The organism is Flavonifractor sp. AGMB03687 (assembly GCF_017811815.1).
Lineage (GTDB): Bacteria > Bacillota > Clostridia > Oscillospirales > Oscillospiraceae > Flavonifractor.
In genome coordinates this window covers 51,222-67,744 of the sequence record NZ_JADKZI010000005.1, presented here as the reverse complement: position 1 = coordinate 67,744, position 16,523 = coordinate 51,222, and the positions used below count along the sequence as shown (strand labels likewise).

Here is a 16,523-nt window from a genome sequence, read left to right as displayed (position 1 = left end):
TAAAGGAAAACTGCCCGGAAGTAAACGAAAAGTTGCCTGTGCAGCCTTGGCGGGCAAAAAAACAGCAGCGGGGCAACTGCCGCCGCTGCTGTTTTGCAGGGGTTTGGTTCAGGCCGCGGGGGAAGCGGTGGGCTCCGCCGCGGGGGTCTCGGTCTCGGGGGCGGCGGTCTCAGTTTCCGCCGCGGGGCTCTCGGAGGCCTGGGCCTCGGCTTCCGCCTGCTTCTGCTCCTGCCACTCCTTCACCATGTTCATCATGAAGTCGTAGAAGGTCTTGGGGTCCAGCTTGTCGTAGGCGTCGGTGGTCTCCACCTTGGCGTCGGCAGTCCACTGGTCCAGCATCTGGTTCATGGCGTAGTTGGGGTAGGCGGCCCGGGTGTCCTCGTTGTCGGCGTTCTGCCGCAGCAGGATGTGGTAGCCGTAATCGGTCTCCACGGGGGCGCTGATCTCATCCACAGCCAGGGCGGTGCCGGCGGTGACAAACTCGGTCACCAGGGAGGAGGAGCCGTCCAGCAGAGCGCCGGTGGACAGGAAGGTGTAGCCGTTGGGCTGGAGCAGCTCGCCGCTGGTCTCGTCCCGGCCGTCGTCGCTCTTCTCGTTCATGGCATTGTCAAAGGCGGTGATGGGGTCGGCGGCGGAGGTAATCTCCTGGTAGAGGGCCTCGGCCTCGGCCTTGGTGGCCGCCTTCTCCTCGTCGGTCACCTCGGAGCCGTCCTCATGGGCGGGGAAGGCGATGAGGATGTGCTTGCAGTTGTAGATGCCCTGCTCATCGATCATCTTCTGGATGTCCTCGTCGGTGGGGGTGAGCTCACCGGCCTCTTCCATAGAGCTCTGCAGGTTCTGCACCTGGTAGTAGGCGTCGTTGAGGGACAGATAGCCCTCCCGGGTGATGCACTGCTGGTCCAGCCACTCCTGGGTGGTCAGGCCGTAGTACTGCTCATACAGGGAGCCCATCTGGTCCAGCTGCTCCTCGGCCTCGGCACGCTGCTCCTCGGTGACGTCGGCGCCCGCCTCCTCGGCGTGGTTGGCCACCACGGCGTACAGCTTGCTGATCTCCAGGGCCTGGCCCTTCAGATAGTCGCTGGTGGGCTGATCCTCAATGGTCTCCTCCCAGGCCTCGTCGTCGGCCAGATAGCCGGCAGTCTTGGCCTCGGAAATGCTGGTCAGCAGCCAGTACAGGTACTGATCGGCGGTAACGTCACGGCCGTCCACGGTGAAGAGCACGGTGTCGCGGCTGATGCCGGTGGCCTGATAGGCGATATCATCGGCAGCGGGGGTAGGCTGGGGGTCGGCGGTGCTGCATCCGGCCATAGCGCCGGTGAGAAGCGCGCCGCTGAGGCCAGCGCACAAGAGTTTTTTCCAGTTCATGTTTCCTTTCCTCCTTGTTCTGGCCGGACTTTTCCGGCGAAACGGGTATAGTGTACACCTTTTTTTCCCTACAGGCAAGAAAACCGGGGCGGCGTTTACTGAAAATTCACAAACGCCGCCCCGGTGTGGGGTATTTGCAGTGGAGTGGTCAGGCCCGCAGGAAGCCCTTGCCGAAGATCTCGCTGGAGTTGGCCACGATCATAAAGGCGTGGGGGTCCACCTCTTTCAGGTGGCGGCGCAGGGCCACCGCCTGGCCACGGGAGAGCACGGTGAGTACCACATGGTGGATGTCGTGGGTGTAGGCGCCCTGGGCGGTCCAGATGGTGGCGCCCCGCACCAGGGTATGGGTGACGTAGTCGCACACGTGCTCCGGGTCGGAGGTGATGACGAAGAAGGCCTTCCGCCGGTTGAGGGACTCAATGGCGGAGTCCACCAGTACCGACTTGAGAGCCAGGCCCAGCAGGGAGCACAGGCCTGCCGTGGCGTCAAAGACGAAGAGGGCCGCGGCAGCAATAGCCACATCGGAAATAAGCAGGGCAGTGCCCACGTCCAGGCCGGTGTACTTCTTCAAGATCATGGCGGCAATGTCGGTGCCGCCGGAGGAGGCGTCAATGTTGAACAGGATGGCAGCCCCCAGGGCGGGCAGGATGACGGCGAAGAAGAGCTCCAGCATCAGCTGGTCGGTGAGGGGCTCGGTGAGGGGCCACACCCAGGAGAACACCTGGATCAGACCCGCCGACAGCAGGGAGCAGTACACCGTGCGGAACCCGAAGCCCTTGTCCAGCATGATAAAGCCCAGGATCAGAAAGAGCACGTTGATGATGGTGTTGTAGCTGGAGGCCGACAGCACGGGCAGTACCTTGCCCAGCAGGATGGACAGGCCGGACACGCCGCCCATGGAGAAGTTGTTGGGGAATTTGAAGCAGTAGACCCCCACCGAGATCATGACGGTGGCAAAGGTCATCAGCAGAAATTCTTTGATCAAGCGCTTTTTGTCAGGTGCCACGGCGGTACCTCCTTTTGACGTATGGGTGGACCGGGTCATCGGGCGGCCTGGACGGCGCTCCACACGTTATAGCCGGTGGAGGCGGGGATGGTGCCCACCCGCCACAGAGACACGCCGGTGATGCCGAAGAGCTTGGCCAGCTGGAGCTTGTCCGCCACGCTCCGGGCGTCCTCGTACCACACCTTGTAGCGCTCACCCTCCTCATTGGTGTAGATGGCGTAGGGATTGCGGTACTTCTCGCTGTAGGTCACCACCGTGTCCGGCTGGGCCAGACGGCCGGCCAGGGTGTCGGTGCCGGGGTGGTAGATGGTGGTCTCCAGCAGGCGGCCGTTTTCATCAATGTGGAAGCCCGCCGTGCCGAAGGAGATGGCCAGGGCGATCTTGCTCACGTCCTGCACGCCGGTGTCGGGATCGGTGATGTCCCGCAGGGCCTCATACACGCTGGCAAAGGGGGTGACGGGGGAGTCGGTGTTGCCGGTGCCCACATAGGAGGCGGGGACGGAGGTCCACTGGTAGTCGTGGGCCATGAGGATCACCTTGTCGCACACCGCACCCAGACCCCGGTAGTCAAAGCCGGTGTACCAGGTGTCGGGCTGGACGCAGACGTTCAGGGTCTTGTCCTTGGGCAGAGCGGCCCGCAGTTCCTCCATAAAGGTGACATAATTCTTCTTTATGGTATCTCCCTTTAAACCCTCAAAGTCGATGGTGAGGCCGGCGTAGGACCCGGCGGCCTCCACCAGGGCGGAGATGGCCTGGGCCCGGGCGTTGGAGTCGTTGACCACGGCGGCCACAGTGGAGGTGGTGGAGCCGTCGGCCAGGGTTACCGAGTCGGTGGCCGAGCCAAAGACGCACAGGTTGTAGTCCACGCCGTGGCTGGTAAAGTAGTCGGTGGCGGGGGTGGGATCGGAGGGCTTGACCCAATCGTTGCCGCCCGAGTTGGTGGAATTGAGGGTGGCCCCGTCCGCGCCGTACTCCAGCCGGGCCCAGCCAACGCTGACGGCGTCCATGTCGGCGGCCAGATTGATCTGGGAGTAGGAGGAGAAGGCGTAGAAGCCGTGGAGCCAGTCCACCTTGGAGTTGTACCGCTCATACACCCGCACCAGCATGGAGGCGGCCTCTTCCCGGGTGGCCGAGTGGGTGGGCAGGAACTTGAGCTGGCCGCCCGGCCCGGCCACACCCTTGATCATGCCGATGTCGTAGGCGATGGCGATGTAGCCCACGTTGTTTTTCACGTCGGTGAAGGGGAGAGACAGGGAGGACAGGTCCTGGGCCAGGGTGTCATACCCCAGGGCCCGCACCAGCATTACCGCCATCTCCTCCCGGCTGATGTAGTCCAGGGGACGGAAGGCGCCTGCCCCGTCCATCACGTCATGGGCCCGGGCGGTCTCCACGGCGGAGTAGTACCACTCGCCGGTACCGCAGTCTATGTAGGAGGGGGAGGTGGGGGAGATCATCTCCCAGTCAAACATCCGGCACAGAATGGTGACAAATTCCGCCCGGGTGATCTCCACCCCGATGCCGAAGCGGCCATCGGGGTAGCCCTCCATCAGGCCGTAGGACTGGGCCTTGTCAATGTCGGCCTGGGCCCAGTGGCCGCTGGTGTCGGAAAAAGCCCGGGCCTGAGGGGACAGGGGAGCGGCGGACAGCAGCAAAACGGCGGTGAGGGCCGCCGCACAGATCCGGCGTTTGCGCATGAAAAGAACCCCTCCTTTTATAAAAGTGTGGTGTCAGTTGGGTTACCGCCTCTATTTTAACAAAGGAAAAAGCAAAGTACAACGGAAATCGAAGAAGGGCAGACCGGCAGGAGTAAAAAATCAACTTGGCATATCAGACAAAATTTCTAAAAAGAGATGACGGCAGAGCGGTTTTTTGATAGAATATAGTTAATTGCAGAGGGATGCAGAATTCGATACAATAAATATGAATTATTTGTTAAGGAGACGGCGATATGAAATTGCTGGAAGATCGCATCCGCACCGACGGCGTTATTCGCGAAGGCGGCGTGCTGAAAGTCGACAGTTTCCTCAATCACCAGATGGATGTGAAGCTGTTTCAGGAAATGGGCAAGGAATTCTTGCGCTTGTACAAGGACTGCGGGGTTACCAAGATTTTGACCATCGAGGCATCGGGGATCGGGATCGCGTGTGTGGCCGCGCAGTTTTTTGATTGCCCGGTGATCTTCGCCAAGAAGAACAAGACCAAGAATATCGCCGGTGACGTGTACACCTCCAAGGTGGAGTCCTTCACCCACGGCAAGGTGTACGATATCATTGTGTCCAAGCAGTTCCTGCTGCCTGAGGACCGGGTGCTCATCATTGACGATTTCCTGGCCAACGGCTCCGCCCTGCAGGGCCTCATCAAGTTGGTGCGGGACGCCGGGGCTACCCTGGTGGGCGCCGGTATCGCGGTGGAGAAGGCCTTCCAGCCCGGCGGCGACCTGATCCGCGGCATGGGCGTGCGGGTGGAATCTCTGGCCCGCATCAAGAGCATGAGCGTCGAGGACGGCGTGGAGTTCTGCTGAGCATCGGACGGGGTTTGCGCGGCCTGAACGGGCCACCCCGGAGGAGCTCTTTTGTGTGTTCAGACCAGCCTGTCGGGAAGCAGGCTGTTTTGAAGGAAAGTTGGAAGTCAAACAGGATTTAAAAGGAGGAACATTGGACATGAAGAAGAGAAAACTGCTTGCGCTGCTCCTGGCCGGTTCCATGGTGCTGAGCCTGGCCGCCTGCGGCGGTACCCAGGGCAACAGCGAGAGCCCCTCCGGCGGCGGTGAGACCGTTTCCGGCGGCGAGACCGAGGGCAACAAGACCGTCAAGGTGGGCCTGATCTGCATCGGCGACGAGAACGATCAGGGCTACACCTACAACTTCATCCGCGGCAAGGAGGCCGTCACCGAGGCCCTGGCCGAGAAGGGCATCACCGTGGACTGGCAGATCAAGTGGAACATCGGTGAGGACTCCTCCTGCGAGGACGCCAACATCGAGCTGGCCGAGGCCGGCTGCGACCTGATCATCAACAACTCCTACGGCTTCGAGCCCTTCATGCTGAAGGTGGCTCCCGACTACCCCGAGATCGAGTTCATCGCCTGCACCAACCAGGCCTCCGCTGTGGACGACCTGCCCAACACCCACAACGCCTTCGCTAACATCTATGAGGGCCGTTACCTGGCCGGTGTGGTGGCCGGCATGAAGCTGCAGGAGATGATCGACAACGGCGACATCACCGCCGACCAGGCCGTCATCGGCTACGTGGGCGCTTACTCCTTTGCCGAAGTGATCTCCGGCTTCACCGCCTACTACCTGGGCGCCAAGAGTGTGTGCCCCAGCGTGACCATGAAGGTCCAGTTCGTGGGCTCCTGGTCTGACGCCACTGAGGAGGGCAACGCTGCCCAGGCTCTGTGCGACGCCGGCTGCGTCATGATCTCCCAGCACTCCGACAACACCACCCCCGCCACCGCCGCTCAGAACGCCGGCGCCTTCCATACCGGCTACAACAACGACATGATCTCCGTGGCCCCCGAGGCCTCCCTCATCGGCACCCGCATCGACTGGTCCGTGTACTTTGAGTACGCCATCGAGGCCGTTGCCAACGGCGAGGAGTTCGACCAGGATTGGTGCCACGGCATGGACGAGGGCGCTGTGGTTATGACTCCTCTGAACGAGGAGATCGCCGCTGCCGGCACCGCTGAGAAGCTGGCCGAGGTGGAGAAGGCCATCCACGACGGCGAGCTGCAGGTCTTCGACACCACTACCTTCACCGTGGAGGGCCAGCCCCTCACCACCTGCATGGCTCTGGATACCGACGGCGACTTCGTCGCCGACTCCGAGGAGGCCGTGTTTGACGGCGCCTTCCATGAGTCCTACTTCCAGTCTGCGCCTTACTTTACCGTGCAGATCGACGGCATCGAGTGGCTCAACTCTGCCTATTGATGACCTGACCCAAAAGAGGGCTGCACCAGCAGCCCTCTTTTCTGTCTTTTCCCGGGAAAGACAGTGATCCATCACCCACCCACGTCTCATCACAGGAAGGATGACAGCCTTGGAACCTGTCCATGCAATTGAACTTCGGCACATCACCAAACGCTTCGGCACCAAGGTGGTGGCCAATGACAACATCGACCTGACCATCGACCGGGGGGAGATCCTGTCCCTGCTGGGCGAGAACGGCAGCGGTAAGACCACCCTGATGAACATGCTCTCCGGCATCTATCTCCCCGACGAGGGCGAGATCCTGGTGGAGGGCAAGCCGGTGGCCATCCGCTCCCCCAAGGATGCCTTTGCCCACGGCATCGGCATGATCCACCAGCACTACAAGCTGGTGGAGGTGTTCACCGCCGCGGAGAACATCGCCCTGGGCCTGAAGGGGAAGGAGCACGACCGTAAGGCGGTGGCCGCCCAGGTGCAGGCCATCAGCGACAAGTACGGCTTCGGCATCGACCCCAACAAGAAGGTCTATGACATGTCGGTGTCGGAGAAGCAGACGGTGGAGATCGTCAAGGTGCTCTACCGGGGGGCCGAGATCCTCATTCTGGACGAGCCCACCGCCGTCCTCACCCCCCAGGAGACCGAGCGGCTCTTCAACATCCTGCGGGCCATGAAGGCCGACGGCAAGGCCATCGTCATCATCACCCACAAGCTCCACGAGGTGATGGATCTGTCCGACAAGGTGGCGGTGCTCCGCAAGGGCAAGTACATCGGCACCGTCAACACCTGCGAAACCAACCCCCAGAAGCTCACCGAGATGATGGTGGGCCACGCCGTCAGCCTGAACATCGACCGGCCCCAGGCCAAGTACAAGGACCTGCGCCTGGAGGTCAAGGGCCTCAATTGCCGCAACGGCGAGGGTCTGCCGGTGCTGAAGGACATCTCCTTCCAGGCCTACGGCGGCGAGATCCTGGGCATCGCCGGTATCGCCGGCTCCGGCCAGAAGGAACTGCTGGAGGCCATTGCCGGCCTGCAGAAGGCGGAGTCCGGCCACATCTTCTACTATCCGCCCCACCCCAACAGCGACATCGCCGGCAATCACGTGCCGGTGGACAAGGCGGGGGAGGAGCTGGTGGGCAAGACCCCCGGCCAGATCCGCAAGGTGGGTGTGTCCCTGGCCTTTGTGCCTGAGGACCGGCTGGGCATGGGCCTGGTAGGCGGCATGGGCATGGTGGACAACATGATGCTCAAGACCTACAAGGACACCCCCGGCCCTCTGGTGGATCGGAAGGCCCCCAAGGCCCTGGCCGAGAAGCTCATCGACGAGCTGGAGATCGTCACCCCCGGGGTGGCCACCCCGGTGCGCCGTCTGTCCGGCGGCAACGTGCAGAAGGTGCTGGTGGGCCGTGAGATCGCCTCCAGCCCCACGGTGCTCATGACCGCCTACCCCGTCCGCGGCCTGGACATTAACTCCTCCTATACCATCTACCATCTGCTTAACGAGCAGAAGATGAAGGAGGTTGCGGTGCTGCTGGTGGGCGAGGACCTGGACGTGCTGCTGGAGCTGTGCGACCGTATCCTGGTGCTGTGCGGCGGCCAGGTCTCCGGCGTGGTGGACGGTCCCACCGCCACCAAAGAACAGCTGGGCCTGCTCATGACCCGTGTGGGCGGCGGAAAGGAGGGAAGCCAGGATGCATGAAGCAAATAGTCCCCTGATCCGTCTGGCCAAGCGGGAGGGCATGCCCAAGGGCAAGGTTTGGGCCATCCGCGGCGCCTCCTTCCTGGTGGCCATCCTCATCAGCGCCCTCATTTTCCTGCTGATGGGCCACAACCCCTTCGGAGCTTTTGGTACCATGATCACCGGCTCCCTGGGCAAAAAGACCGCCATCCGTCAGACCGTGAAAATTGCCATCCCGCTGCTGGGCACCGCCCTGGCCATCGCCCCCTGCTTCAAGATGCGCTTCTGGAACATCGGCGCCGAGGGTCAGATCACCGCCGGCGCCGTAGGCGCCAGCTACTTCGCCCTGTTCTGGGCGGATAAGCTGCCCGGCCCCGTGCTGCTGGTGGTCATGGCCGTGGCCGGCGCCATCTGCGGCGGCCTGTGGGCCCTGGTGCCCGCCTTCTTCAAGGCCAAGTGGGGCACCAACGAGACCCTGTTCACCCTGATGATGAACTACATCATGATCGGCGTGGTCAAGTGGCTCCAGGGCGGCCCCTGGGAGGGCCGTCCCGGTTCCCAGATCATTCCCCAGTTTGACTCCGCCGCCGTGCTGCCCAAGGTGCTGGGCGTCCACTGCGGCTGGATCATCGTCCTCATTCTGACGGTGGCCATGTTCTTCTACATGAAGTATACCAAGCAGGGCTACGAGATCGCCGTCATCGGCGAGAGCGAGAAGACCGCCCGGTACGCCGGTATGAACGTGGGCAAGATCATCATGCGCACCATGTTCCTGTCCGGCGCCATCGCCGGTCTGGTGGGCTTCATCGTCTGCTCCGGCGCCGACAACACCCTGTACTCCGGCGTGGCCGCCGGTGTGGGCTTTACCGCCATCACCGTGGCCTGGCTGGCCCAGCTCAACCCCTTCGCCATGGTGGGCATCTCGGTGCTGCTGGGCGTGCTGGACAAGGGCGCCGACACCCTCCAGACCCAGCTCAACGTCCCTGCCTCCATTTCGGACATCATCACCGGCATCTTCCTGTTCTGCATGCTGGGCTGTGAATTCTTCATCAACTACCGCCTCATCTTCCGGGGCAGCCATAAGGAGGTGGCCAAGTAATGGATATCAACAGCAACGCGGTCCTGCTCCTCATCATGGCCGCCGTCCTCAACGGCGTGCCTCTGCTCTACGGCACCCTGGGTGAGATCCTGTCGGAAAAGGCGGGCAACCTGAACCTGGGCGTGGAAGGCATGATGTTCATGGGAGGCGCCATGGGTCTGGGCGCGGCCTTCTACTTTGAGGGGGCCGGCGGCACCAGCGGCGTGCTGGCCGTCATCCTGGCCCTGTTCTTCGCCTTCCTGGGCGGCGCCATCGGCGCTCTCATCTACTCCTTCCTCACCATCTCCCTGCGGGCCAACCAGAACGTCACCGGCCTGGCCCTGGCCATCTTCGGCACCGGCGCCGGTCAGTTCATCGGCGAGTACATGCGGGTGACTTCCGGCGGCTACGTGGCCGTGAGCAACGACCTGAAGGCGGTCTTCCTCAATTCTCCCTTCCCGGCGGCCCTTCAGCAGCTGCCGGTGGTGGGACCCCTGCTCTTCGGGCACAGCATCTTCCTCTACCTGGGCCTTGTGCTGACGGTGGGGATGCACCTGTTCCTCAACAAGAGCCGGGCGGGCCTGTCCCTGCGGGCGGTGGGTGAGTCTCCCGCCACCGCCGACGCCGCCGGCGTCAACGTCACCCTGTACAAGTATCTGGCCACCGTCATCGGCGGCGGCATCTCGGCCATCGGCGGCATGGTGTACATCATGACCATCGCCAGCTGCGTGTGGAACCACGAGGCCCTGTCCGGTGAGGGCTGGCTGGCGGTTGCCCTGGTCATCTTCTGCCTGTGGCGGCCCCTCAACGCCATCTGGGGCTCCATCCTGTTCGGCGCGCTGATGATCCTGTACCAGCGGCTTCACCTGGGCTTCATCCCCGACGAGCTGTACAAGATCCTGCCCTATGTGGTCACTGTCATCGTGCTGATCTTCACCTCCCTGCGCAACAGCAAAGACAAGCAGCCGCCCAATTCTCTGGGCCTGCCTTACTTCCGCGAGGAGCGGTAAATGAAAATGAAAAGCGGCCCCGGCGCATATGCGCCGGGGCCGCTTTTTTGGTTTTATGCCGCCAGGGTGCGGAGATAATCCCAGTTCACCGGCCTGTCCATCCGGAAGAGGGCCAGGTCCCGGTGATCCCTCCGGGCCACGCAGAACTGGTCGTCCCACCGGACCTCCAGCTGGCTGCCGTCCGAGCAGCGCAGGGTGAGGTAGAACCGCTGCTCGTCCGCTACCAGGGTTGCGGCTACCGCCTGCTCCGCTCCGTAGGGGGTGAGGACCAGGTCCTGGCCGCTGCCCGCCATGCCCACCGTCACCATGCCGAAGCAGAGCATCAGCAGGGCCATGGTCAGGCCCAGCAGCACCGCGCCGGAGGTCCGCTTTCCCGGCGCCATTACCCCCCGCAGCCGCTGGCGCAGGCTGGAGGCCGAAGCGGACAGGCAGGTGGACAGTCCCCGCTGATCTCCTGCCGTTTCCAGCAGGAGGGCGGCGTAAGTCTGCCGCACCGACTCCTCCGCACCGTAGACCACCAATTCGTCGCAGGACAGCTCCAGGTCGTCGGAAGCCCGCCGGGTAGCCACCCACACCAGGGGATTGAACCAGCAGATGGCCCGGCACAGCATACAGAAGCATTTCATATCCACGTCGCTGCGCTGGATGTGGAGCAGCTCATGGCGGAAGATAAGCCGGTACTGCTCCAGGGTAAAATCCCGCTGGGGCAGCAGGGCCACCATGGAATAGAGACCCACCGTCAGAGGGGAGGCGACGGCGGGGGAGATGAGCAGGGGAATGGGCTTTTTCCGCCGGAGGATGGACTGGGCATGGTTCCACAGGGACAGCACCTCCGGGTCGGTCACCGGTACCGCGTCCTTCAGAATGGCCCGGCAGAACCGGTAGTGGGAGAAGATTTGCCACGCCAGCACCACTGCCGCCCCCACTCCCCATAGCTTCACCAGCAGGAGCAGCACATCCCGCGGGACGGAGAGCACCAGAAGAGAAGGCCGGTAGGAGGTGGTGGAGAGGGACAGAATGCCGGGGAAAAAGGGGAAATAGAGAAGGGTGGGCAGCAGCCACAGCGTGGCGCAGGCCAGGGCGGAGATCCGCCGCCGCAGCAGGGGGAGCAGCACCAGCAGCTGGAGGGAGAGCTCCAGCAGCAGGCCGGCGGCCATGTCCCAGCCTGAGAAGATGGCCCGCATCAAAATAAAACTGAGGATAAATATGGGGAAAAACTTGGGGGAGTATTGCGACAGGGCACTTTGATAGATGGAGAAGGCCTCCGGATCGGGGGAACCGCTCAGGGCGATCTTCCGTTCATACCACCACCGCAGCAGGAAGAGCAGGGCGATGACAGCCCCAAAAAAGAGGCTGAGGCCTACATCAAAGCTGGTCATGCCGATTCCTCCTCCAGCAGAGCGTAAAATCCATCCCAGTCCACCGGCTGGTCCAGGCGGTAGAGCACCGGGGTAAAGGGGGTGTTCATGGGGGTCAGGGTACACAGTCCGGGGGTGAACTCCAGATAGAACTTCCGGTCGGCCAGGAACAGAGCCAGATGCTTAGGCTCATCTTCGGGGAGATCCGGACCGGTGGCCAGTTTGGTTACCGGCAGGGCGGACAGGTACTCCATCAGCTCCTCCCGGACCTGGGGAGAGAGGTCATCCCGGTACAGGTACGTGTTATCTGCTTCCAATAAAACGGAGTCAATCGTCACCGCTCCGTGGGGGACTAGCAGGAGCTCGCCCAGGGTGCCGTAGCTGCTGCTCACCGACAGAACGGCGGAGCACAGCACCAGCACCGCGGTGATCACACCCAGCACAAGGGTGCCGGAAAAGCGCTTCTGAGGCCGGATCACCCCTTGCAGCCGGTGGCGCAGTCCCCGGGCCGAGGCGGACAGGCAGGTGGTGAAGCCCCGCTCATCCCCCGCCGTCTCCAGCAGGAGGGAGGCGTACTCCCGACGGGTGCGGTCCTCCGCCCCGTACACCACCATCTCGTCACAGGACAGCTCCAGGTCGGCGGAGGCCTTCCGCACCGCCACCCACACCAGAGGATTGAACCAGCAAAGGGCCTTGCAGAAGAGGTAAAAGCATTTGGTGTCCACGTCCCGCCGCTGGACGTGGCGCAGCTCATGGCGGAAGATGAGCCGGTATTGGTCCAGGGTGTAGTCCCGCTCGGGCAGCACGGTACACATGGTGCGGCCAAACAGACCGATGGTCAGGGGAGAGGAGAGGGCGGGACTGACCAAAAGGGGAAGGGGACGCTTCAGCAGAACCAGCCGCTCCTCCTCCCACCACAGGTCCCTGACCTCCTGGTCCTCCACCGGCCGGGCCTCCTTCAGGAGCATCCGGCGGAACCGCAGGTGGGAGATCAGGTGCCACAGCAGGACCACGAGAAAGCCGGACAGCCACAGCCAGGGAAAAATGGCCGCCAGAGGGCGGGGGATGCGCAGCACCACCAGCGGGGGCACAGTACCCTGATACACATACTGGCTATAGTAGACAAAGACCGGCAGCAGCCACAGGGTGGCGCAGGCCCGGGCGGAGATGGTCTTGCGCAGCAGGGGGAGAAGCACCAGCAGCACCACAAAGTACAGGGTGAGCAGCACCGCCAGCCGGGAGGTGCATTCCATCAGAACGGCGGTACTGACCTCAGGGCCGGAAGACAGGAGGGTGACCAGCCAAAGCGTGAGGATCAGAAAGGGCAGGACCCAGGGGGAGAACCAGATCACCGTGTCCCGCTTTTTTCCCTCCCGGACGGTACAGCCGGTCTCGGCCACCTGCTGTTCATAGCGCCACTCCCCGCGGAAGGCAACGGCCACGGCCAGCCCCATGAGCAGGGAGAGAATGATGCGGAAGACCCAGTTTGTAGTCAGCGTCATGCTGATCCCTCCTCGATCAGGGCGTAAAGTCCCTCCCAGTCCACCGGGCCGTCCACCTGGTAGAGGATGGATACCTCCTTGCTGTCGTCCAGGGTGGTCAGGGAGCACAGACCATCGGTGAGGGCCAGTATCTGCACGTGCTCTCCGTCATGCAGGAAGGAGGAGAGACGGGGCGAGTCGCTCCCCGGAAGAGTGGAGCCTGTGGACAGCCTGGTGACGGGCAGGGAGGACAGCTGGTCCAGCAGGGCCTGGTTCACAACGGGAGAGGGCTCCTCCACATGGGCTTCCTTCACATGGGCGCTGCCGGAATCCAAGCTGACCCAGACGGATTGGAAAGACACATCCTCCGGATGGGGGAAAAGCAGTTCCCCGGCGGTACCGCTGACGGTGGTCACCAAAATAAGACCGGAGCACAGCACCAGGGTTGCCATCATGAGCCCCAGCGCCAGGACCCCGGAGGAGCGCTCCCGAGGGACCATGACCCCCTTCAGGCGGCGGCGCAGGCTGGAGGCCGAGGCGGACAGACAGGTGGTGAGCCCCCGCTCATCCCCCGCCGTCTCCAGCAGGAGGGAGGCGTACTCCCGGCGGGTGTCGTCCTCCGCATCGTACACCACCATCTCGTCGCAGGACAGCTCCAGATCGGCGGAGGCCTTCCGCACCGCTACCCATACCAGCGGGTTGAACCAGCACAGAGCCTTGCAGAAGATGTAAAAGCATTTGGTGTCCACATCCCGCCGCTGGACATGGCGCAGCTCATGGCGGAAGATGAGCTGGTACTGGTCCAGGGTGTAGTCCCGCTGGGGCAGCACCGTGCACATGGTGCGTCCGAACAGGCCGATGGTCAGGGGAGAGGTGGCGGCGGGGCTGGTGAGCAGGCGGATGTGCCGCTTCAGCAGGGCCTGGCGCTGCTCATCCCACCACAGGTTGACCACATCGGCATCATTAATGGGCTGGGCGTCCTTCAAAAGCCGTCGGCGAAAGCGGAGGTGGGAGATCAGATACCACAGGGCCACCGCCGCGGCCCCCGTCAGCCAGATCCCAAGCAGCAGGGGCCCCAGGCGATTGGGGATGGAGAGCACCACCAGGGGCGGCACGAAGGTCCGCTGCCAGACCGCCAGGTTGTAGCATAGAAAGACGGGCAGCAGCCACAGGGTGGCACAGGCCCGGGCGGAGATGGTCCGCCGCAGCAGGGGAAGCAGGAGCAGCAGCAGGGCGAAGTACAGGGAGAGGAGTACCAGTAGCTGGAGAGAGAGCTCCAGCAGGGAGGCGGTACTCAGCGCCGGACCCACAAACAGGGTCATAATCAGCCAGTAAACAGCCATCATAAAGGGCAGTACCCAGGGGGCCACAAAGATGACCGTGTTCCGCTTGGTGCTCACCCGGACGGTACAGCCGGTGACGGCCACCTGCCGCTCGTATTTCCACTCCAGCCAAAAGCAGAGAGGCACCCCTATGCCCAGGACAAGGGCAACGAATACCCGGTAGAACCAGATGATCAGGAAGTTGTTCACAGCCGTCCCTCCTCCAGCATGCGGCGCAGCTCCTCCAGGTCCTCCCGGCTCACCCCGGCATCCACCAGGGAGGTGGCCAGGGCGGCCACTGAGCCCCCGAAGAGCTGGTCCAGCACCCCCCGGCTGGCCTGAGCCAGATAGGCCTTTCTGGTGATAATGGGTGTGTAGTAATTGACCTTGCCCCGGCGCTCCAGCTTCAGAAAACCCTTGTCGCACAGCCGGGTGAGGAAGGTGAGGATGGTGGTGGGGGCCAGGGGATGGGTCTTGGCCAGCGCCTCCTCGATCTCCGGCCGGGTCACCGGCGGCTCCTTGTCCCAGATGATCTGCATCAGCTCCAGCTCACTGTCGGGCAGACGGCGGATGTCCTGCTTCATAATGTACACCTCCTTCTTCTCTTGTAGAACTTCTTCTTCTGTAGAAGATTATAGCGCGGAAGCATGGGCGAGTCAAGTGGATAGCTTGGAGTTACTGCAGAAATAGACATGACTATATGTAGCATAATTACGTCGGCATGTCCGATAATAGCGCTTTACATCGCAAAAATAAGGCAGTATAGTAAGTTTAGTCAACCGCGGAGACAATCTCGACGAAAGAGAGGAACGTTACCATGTCGTCAAGTATTGGAGGGCGGAGTAAAAACGTCGGCTACTATCTCTGTGTGGTCATTGCCCTGTGTCTGATTTTCCTCTTTGGTGCAGTAGTGCCGCCTTTTGCGGGGATCACCCAGGCGGGCGTAGGTGTTCTGGGCGTATTTTTTGGAGTGCTGTTGATCACGATCGCCACAGGTGAGACCTTCTGGCCGGCTCTGATGGGCTTGTTCGGCCTCATTATCTGCGATTATACAACGGCCAGCGGCCTGCTGGCCAGTTGGTTCGGCAACACCACCATCCAGCAGATCATCTGGGTCATGGCTCTGACCGGCGCGGTCACCGAGTCGGGCGCGGTCAACGTGCTGGCCCGTAAGGTGCTGCGGATCCGGGCCCTGCGGGGACATCCCATGCGCCTGATCGTAGGCCTGTTCCTGACGGTGCTGGTGTGCTCCGCTCTGGTGAGCAGCCCCACCACCATGCTGCTGCTGTGGTACCCCATCCTGGACGGCATCTGTGAGATGTGCGGGGTGGAGAAGAACAGCGACCTGAAGCGGGAACTGCTGCTGGGCATCTATATCGCCGCCATGGGCGCCTATGTGCTGCCCTTCAAGGGGGTCCACCTCTCCTCCATTGCCATTATCAGCGGCATTATGGAGAGCAGCGGCCTGACCTTCAACAGCGCCCTCTATCTGGTGACTGCTACCCTGGTGGTGCTGGCCTTTGTGCTGGTATACGCCCTGTTTATCCGCTTTGTGTGGAAAACCGACCTTACCCCTCTGAAGAACTTCGATGTGGAGAAGATGAACCTCACCGAGGCCGACTTCAAGATGACCGGCAAGCAAAAGGTGTTGCTTGGCTTCATGGTTTTTGGTATCCTTTTCCTGCTGGCAAGCATGGTCCTGCCGGCCGACTCCATTGTGACTGCTTTCTACAACAAGGTGGGCTCCACCTGGATCTGGATCGTTCTCTTTGCCGTGCTGTGCATGATGCGGGACAAGGAGGGCAAGCCCTTTATCAACGGTGTCAAGCTCCTCCAGTCCAAGACCATGTGGGGCATCGTAGCGGTGGCCGGATGCTTTACCATCTGCGGTTCCGCCATTGCTTCTGACGATCTGGGCATCAAGGCGGCCATTGCCACCGCCCTGGGTCCCATTCTGGGCAGCGCCAGTTGGCCCATCATGGTTACCCTCTGCGTGGCTGCGTCCACCATTTTCACCAACTTCACCAACGGTATGCCCGTCAGCTTTACCATCAACGCCATTTGTATTCCCCTGGCCTGCACCATGCAGATGAACGGCGAGGGCAACGCCACCGTGCTGGGCGTGGCCACTATCCTGGCCAGCATGTGCGCCTTCCTCACCAACGGAGCCATTGCCTATGCACCGGTTATGCTGGGCCGGGAGGAGATGACCAACAAATTCATCTTCACCAAGGGCGTAGTGACCAACATCATCTTTATTGTCCTGGCCAGCGCCATCTGCATTGTCTTCGGTTATCTGTTCTGA

13 protein-coding genes are annotated in these 16,523 nt (G+C 62.3%); 6 read left to right on the top strand and 7 right to left on the bottom strand.

All coding sequences use genetic code 11. The features are described 5' to 3' along the window. Positions 1-108: 108 nt before the first annotated feature. The 3 genes from J9789_RS11755 to J9789_RS11745 all read right to left on the bottom strand — a co-directional run bounded on the left by J9789_RS11755 (position 109) and on the right by J9789_RS11745 (position 4,065). On the bottom strand, positions 109-1,365 hold the full coding sequence (locus J9789_RS11755) for a peptidylprolyl isomerase (protein ID WP_209345652.1): 1,257 nt from the start codon (positions 1,363-1,365) through the stop codon (positions 109-111). A 148-nt stretch (positions 1,366-1,513) separates the two neighbouring features. Next, positions 1,514-2,371 carry a YitT family protein gene (locus tag J9789_RS11750; RefSeq protein ID WP_348633682.1) on the bottom strand — a complete coding sequence of 286 codons (858 nt, stop codon included), beginning with the start codon at positions 2,369-2,371 and terminating at the stop codon, positions 1,514-1,516. 35 nt (positions 2,372-2,406) lie between these two features. Further along, positions 2,407-4,065 carry an S-layer homology domain-containing protein gene (locus J9789_RS11745; RefSeq protein ID WP_209345648.1) on the bottom strand — a complete coding sequence of 553 codons (1,659 nt, stop codon included), beginning with the start codon at positions 4,063-4,065 and terminating at the stop codon, positions 2,407-2,409. A gap of 254 nt (positions 4,066-4,319) precedes the next feature. On the opposite strand from J9789_RS11745, the gene J9789_RS11740 reads away from it, so the two are divergent. The 5 genes from J9789_RS11740 (at position 4,320) to J9789_RS11720 (ending at position 10,057) form a co-directional block, all read left to right on the top strand. Next, positions 4,320-4,892: a xanthine phosphoribosyltransferase gene (locus J9789_RS11740; RefSeq protein ID WP_209345646.1), complete on the top strand. Its 573-nt coding sequence runs from the start codon at positions 4,320-4,322 to the stop codon at positions 4,890-4,892. A gap of 139 nt (positions 4,893-5,031) precedes the next feature. Continuing rightward, positions 5,032-6,297 (top strand): BMP family ABC transporter substrate-binding protein, encoded by a 1,266-nt coding sequence (locus tag J9789_RS11735; protein WP_209345644.1) that lies wholly within the window; start codon positions 5,032-5,034, stop codon positions 6,295-6,297. Positions 6,298-6,406: 109 nt separating this feature from the next. Further along, complete coding sequence (locus J9789_RS11730; protein ID WP_209345642.1) at positions 6,407-7,990, top strand: ABC transporter ATP-binding protein; 1,584 nt, start codon at positions 6,407-6,409, stop codon at positions 7,988-7,990. Beyond that, positions 7,983-9,068 carry an ABC transporter permease gene (locus J9789_RS11725; protein ID WP_209345640.1) on the top strand — a complete coding sequence of 362 codons (1,086 nt, stop codon included), beginning with the start codon at positions 7,983-7,985 and terminating at the stop codon, positions 9,066-9,068. Before J9789_RS11730 ends, J9789_RS11725 begins: the two co-directional genes overlap by 8 nt. Continuing rightward, complete coding sequence (locus tag J9789_RS11720) at positions 9,068-10,057, top strand: ABC transporter permease (RefSeq protein WP_209345638.1); 990 nt, start codon at positions 9,068-9,070, stop codon at positions 10,055-10,057. The genes J9789_RS11725 and J9789_RS11720 overlap by 1 nt, the downstream gene beginning before the upstream one ends. A gap of 53 nt (positions 10,058-10,110) precedes the next feature. Here J9789_RS11720 and J9789_RS11715 read toward each other — a convergent pair whose 3' ends face one another. The 4 genes from J9789_RS11715 to J9789_RS11700 are packed head-to-tail and all read right to left on the bottom strand — an operon-like array spanning position 10,111 to position 14,802. Then, complete coding sequence (locus J9789_RS11715; RefSeq protein WP_209345636.1) at positions 10,111-11,436, bottom strand: M56 family metallopeptidase; 1,326 nt, start codon at positions 11,434-11,436, stop codon at positions 10,111-10,113. Further along, on the bottom strand, positions 11,433-12,917 hold the full coding sequence (locus J9789_RS11710) for a M56 family metallopeptidase (protein ID WP_209345634.1): 1,485 nt from the start codon (positions 12,915-12,917) through the stop codon (positions 11,433-11,435). Before J9789_RS11710 ends, J9789_RS11715 begins: the two co-directional genes overlap by 4 nt. After that, positions 12,914-14,428 (bottom strand): M56 family metallopeptidase, encoded by a 1,515-nt coding sequence (locus J9789_RS11705; protein ID WP_209345632.1) that lies wholly within the window; start codon positions 14,426-14,428, stop codon positions 12,914-12,916. The genes J9789_RS11710 and J9789_RS11705 overlap by 4 nt, the downstream gene beginning before the upstream one ends. After that, positions 14,425-14,802: a BlaI/MecI/CopY family transcriptional regulator gene (locus tag J9789_RS11700; protein ID WP_209345630.1), complete on the bottom strand. Its 378-nt coding sequence runs from the start codon at positions 14,800-14,802 to the stop codon at positions 14,425-14,427. Before J9789_RS11700 ends, J9789_RS11705 begins: the two co-directional genes overlap by 4 nt. A 233-nt stretch (positions 14,803-15,035) precedes the next feature. Here J9789_RS11700 and J9789_RS11695 point away from each other — a divergent pair, with 233 nt between their 5' ends. Beyond that, on the top strand, positions 15,036-16,523 hold the full coding sequence (locus J9789_RS11695) for an SLC13 family permease (protein WP_209345628.1): 1,488 nt from the start codon (positions 15,036-15,038) through the stop codon (positions 16,521-16,523).

Bases quoted from the DNA above. Each gene is read 5' to 3' on its own strand.
- J9789_RS11755 (WP_209345652.1), bottom strand. From the start codon at position 1,365: ATGAACTGGAAAAAACTCTTGTGCGCTGGCCTCAGCGGCGCGCTTCTC.
- J9789_RS11745 (WP_209345648.1), bottom strand. From the start codon at position 4,065: ATGCGCAAACGCCGGATCTGTGCGGCGGCCCTCACCGCCGTTTTGCTG.
- J9789_RS11740 (WP_209345646.1), top strand. From the start codon at position 4,320: ATGAAATTGCTGGAAGATCGCATCCGCACCGACGGCGTTATTCGCGAA.
- J9789_RS11735 (WP_209345644.1), top strand. From the start codon at position 5,032: ATGAAGAAGAGAAAACTGCTTGCGCTGCTCCTGGCCGGTTCCATGGTG.
- J9789_RS11725 (WP_209345640.1), top strand. From the start codon at position 7,983: ATGCATGAAGCAAATAGTCCCCTGATCCGTCTGGCCAAGCGGGAGGGC.
- J9789_RS11720 (WP_209345638.1), top strand. From the start codon at position 9,068: ATGGATATCAACAGCAACGCGGTCCTGCTCCTCATCATGGCCGCCGTC.
- J9789_RS11715 (WP_209345636.1), bottom strand. From the start codon at position 11,436: ATGACCAGCTTTGATGTAGGCCTCAGCCTCTTTTTTGGGGCTGTCATC.
- J9789_RS11710 (WP_209345634.1), bottom strand. From the start codon at position 12,917: ATGACGCTGACTACAAACTGGGTCTTCCGCATCATTCTCTCCCTGCTC.
- J9789_RS11700 (WP_209345630.1), bottom strand. From the start codon at position 14,802: ATGAAGCAGGACATCCGCCGTCTGCCCGACAGTGAGCTGGAGCTGATG.
- J9789_RS11695 (WP_209345628.1), top strand. From the start codon at position 15,036: ATGTCGTCAAGTATTGGAGGGCGGAGTAAAAACGTCGGCTACTATCTC.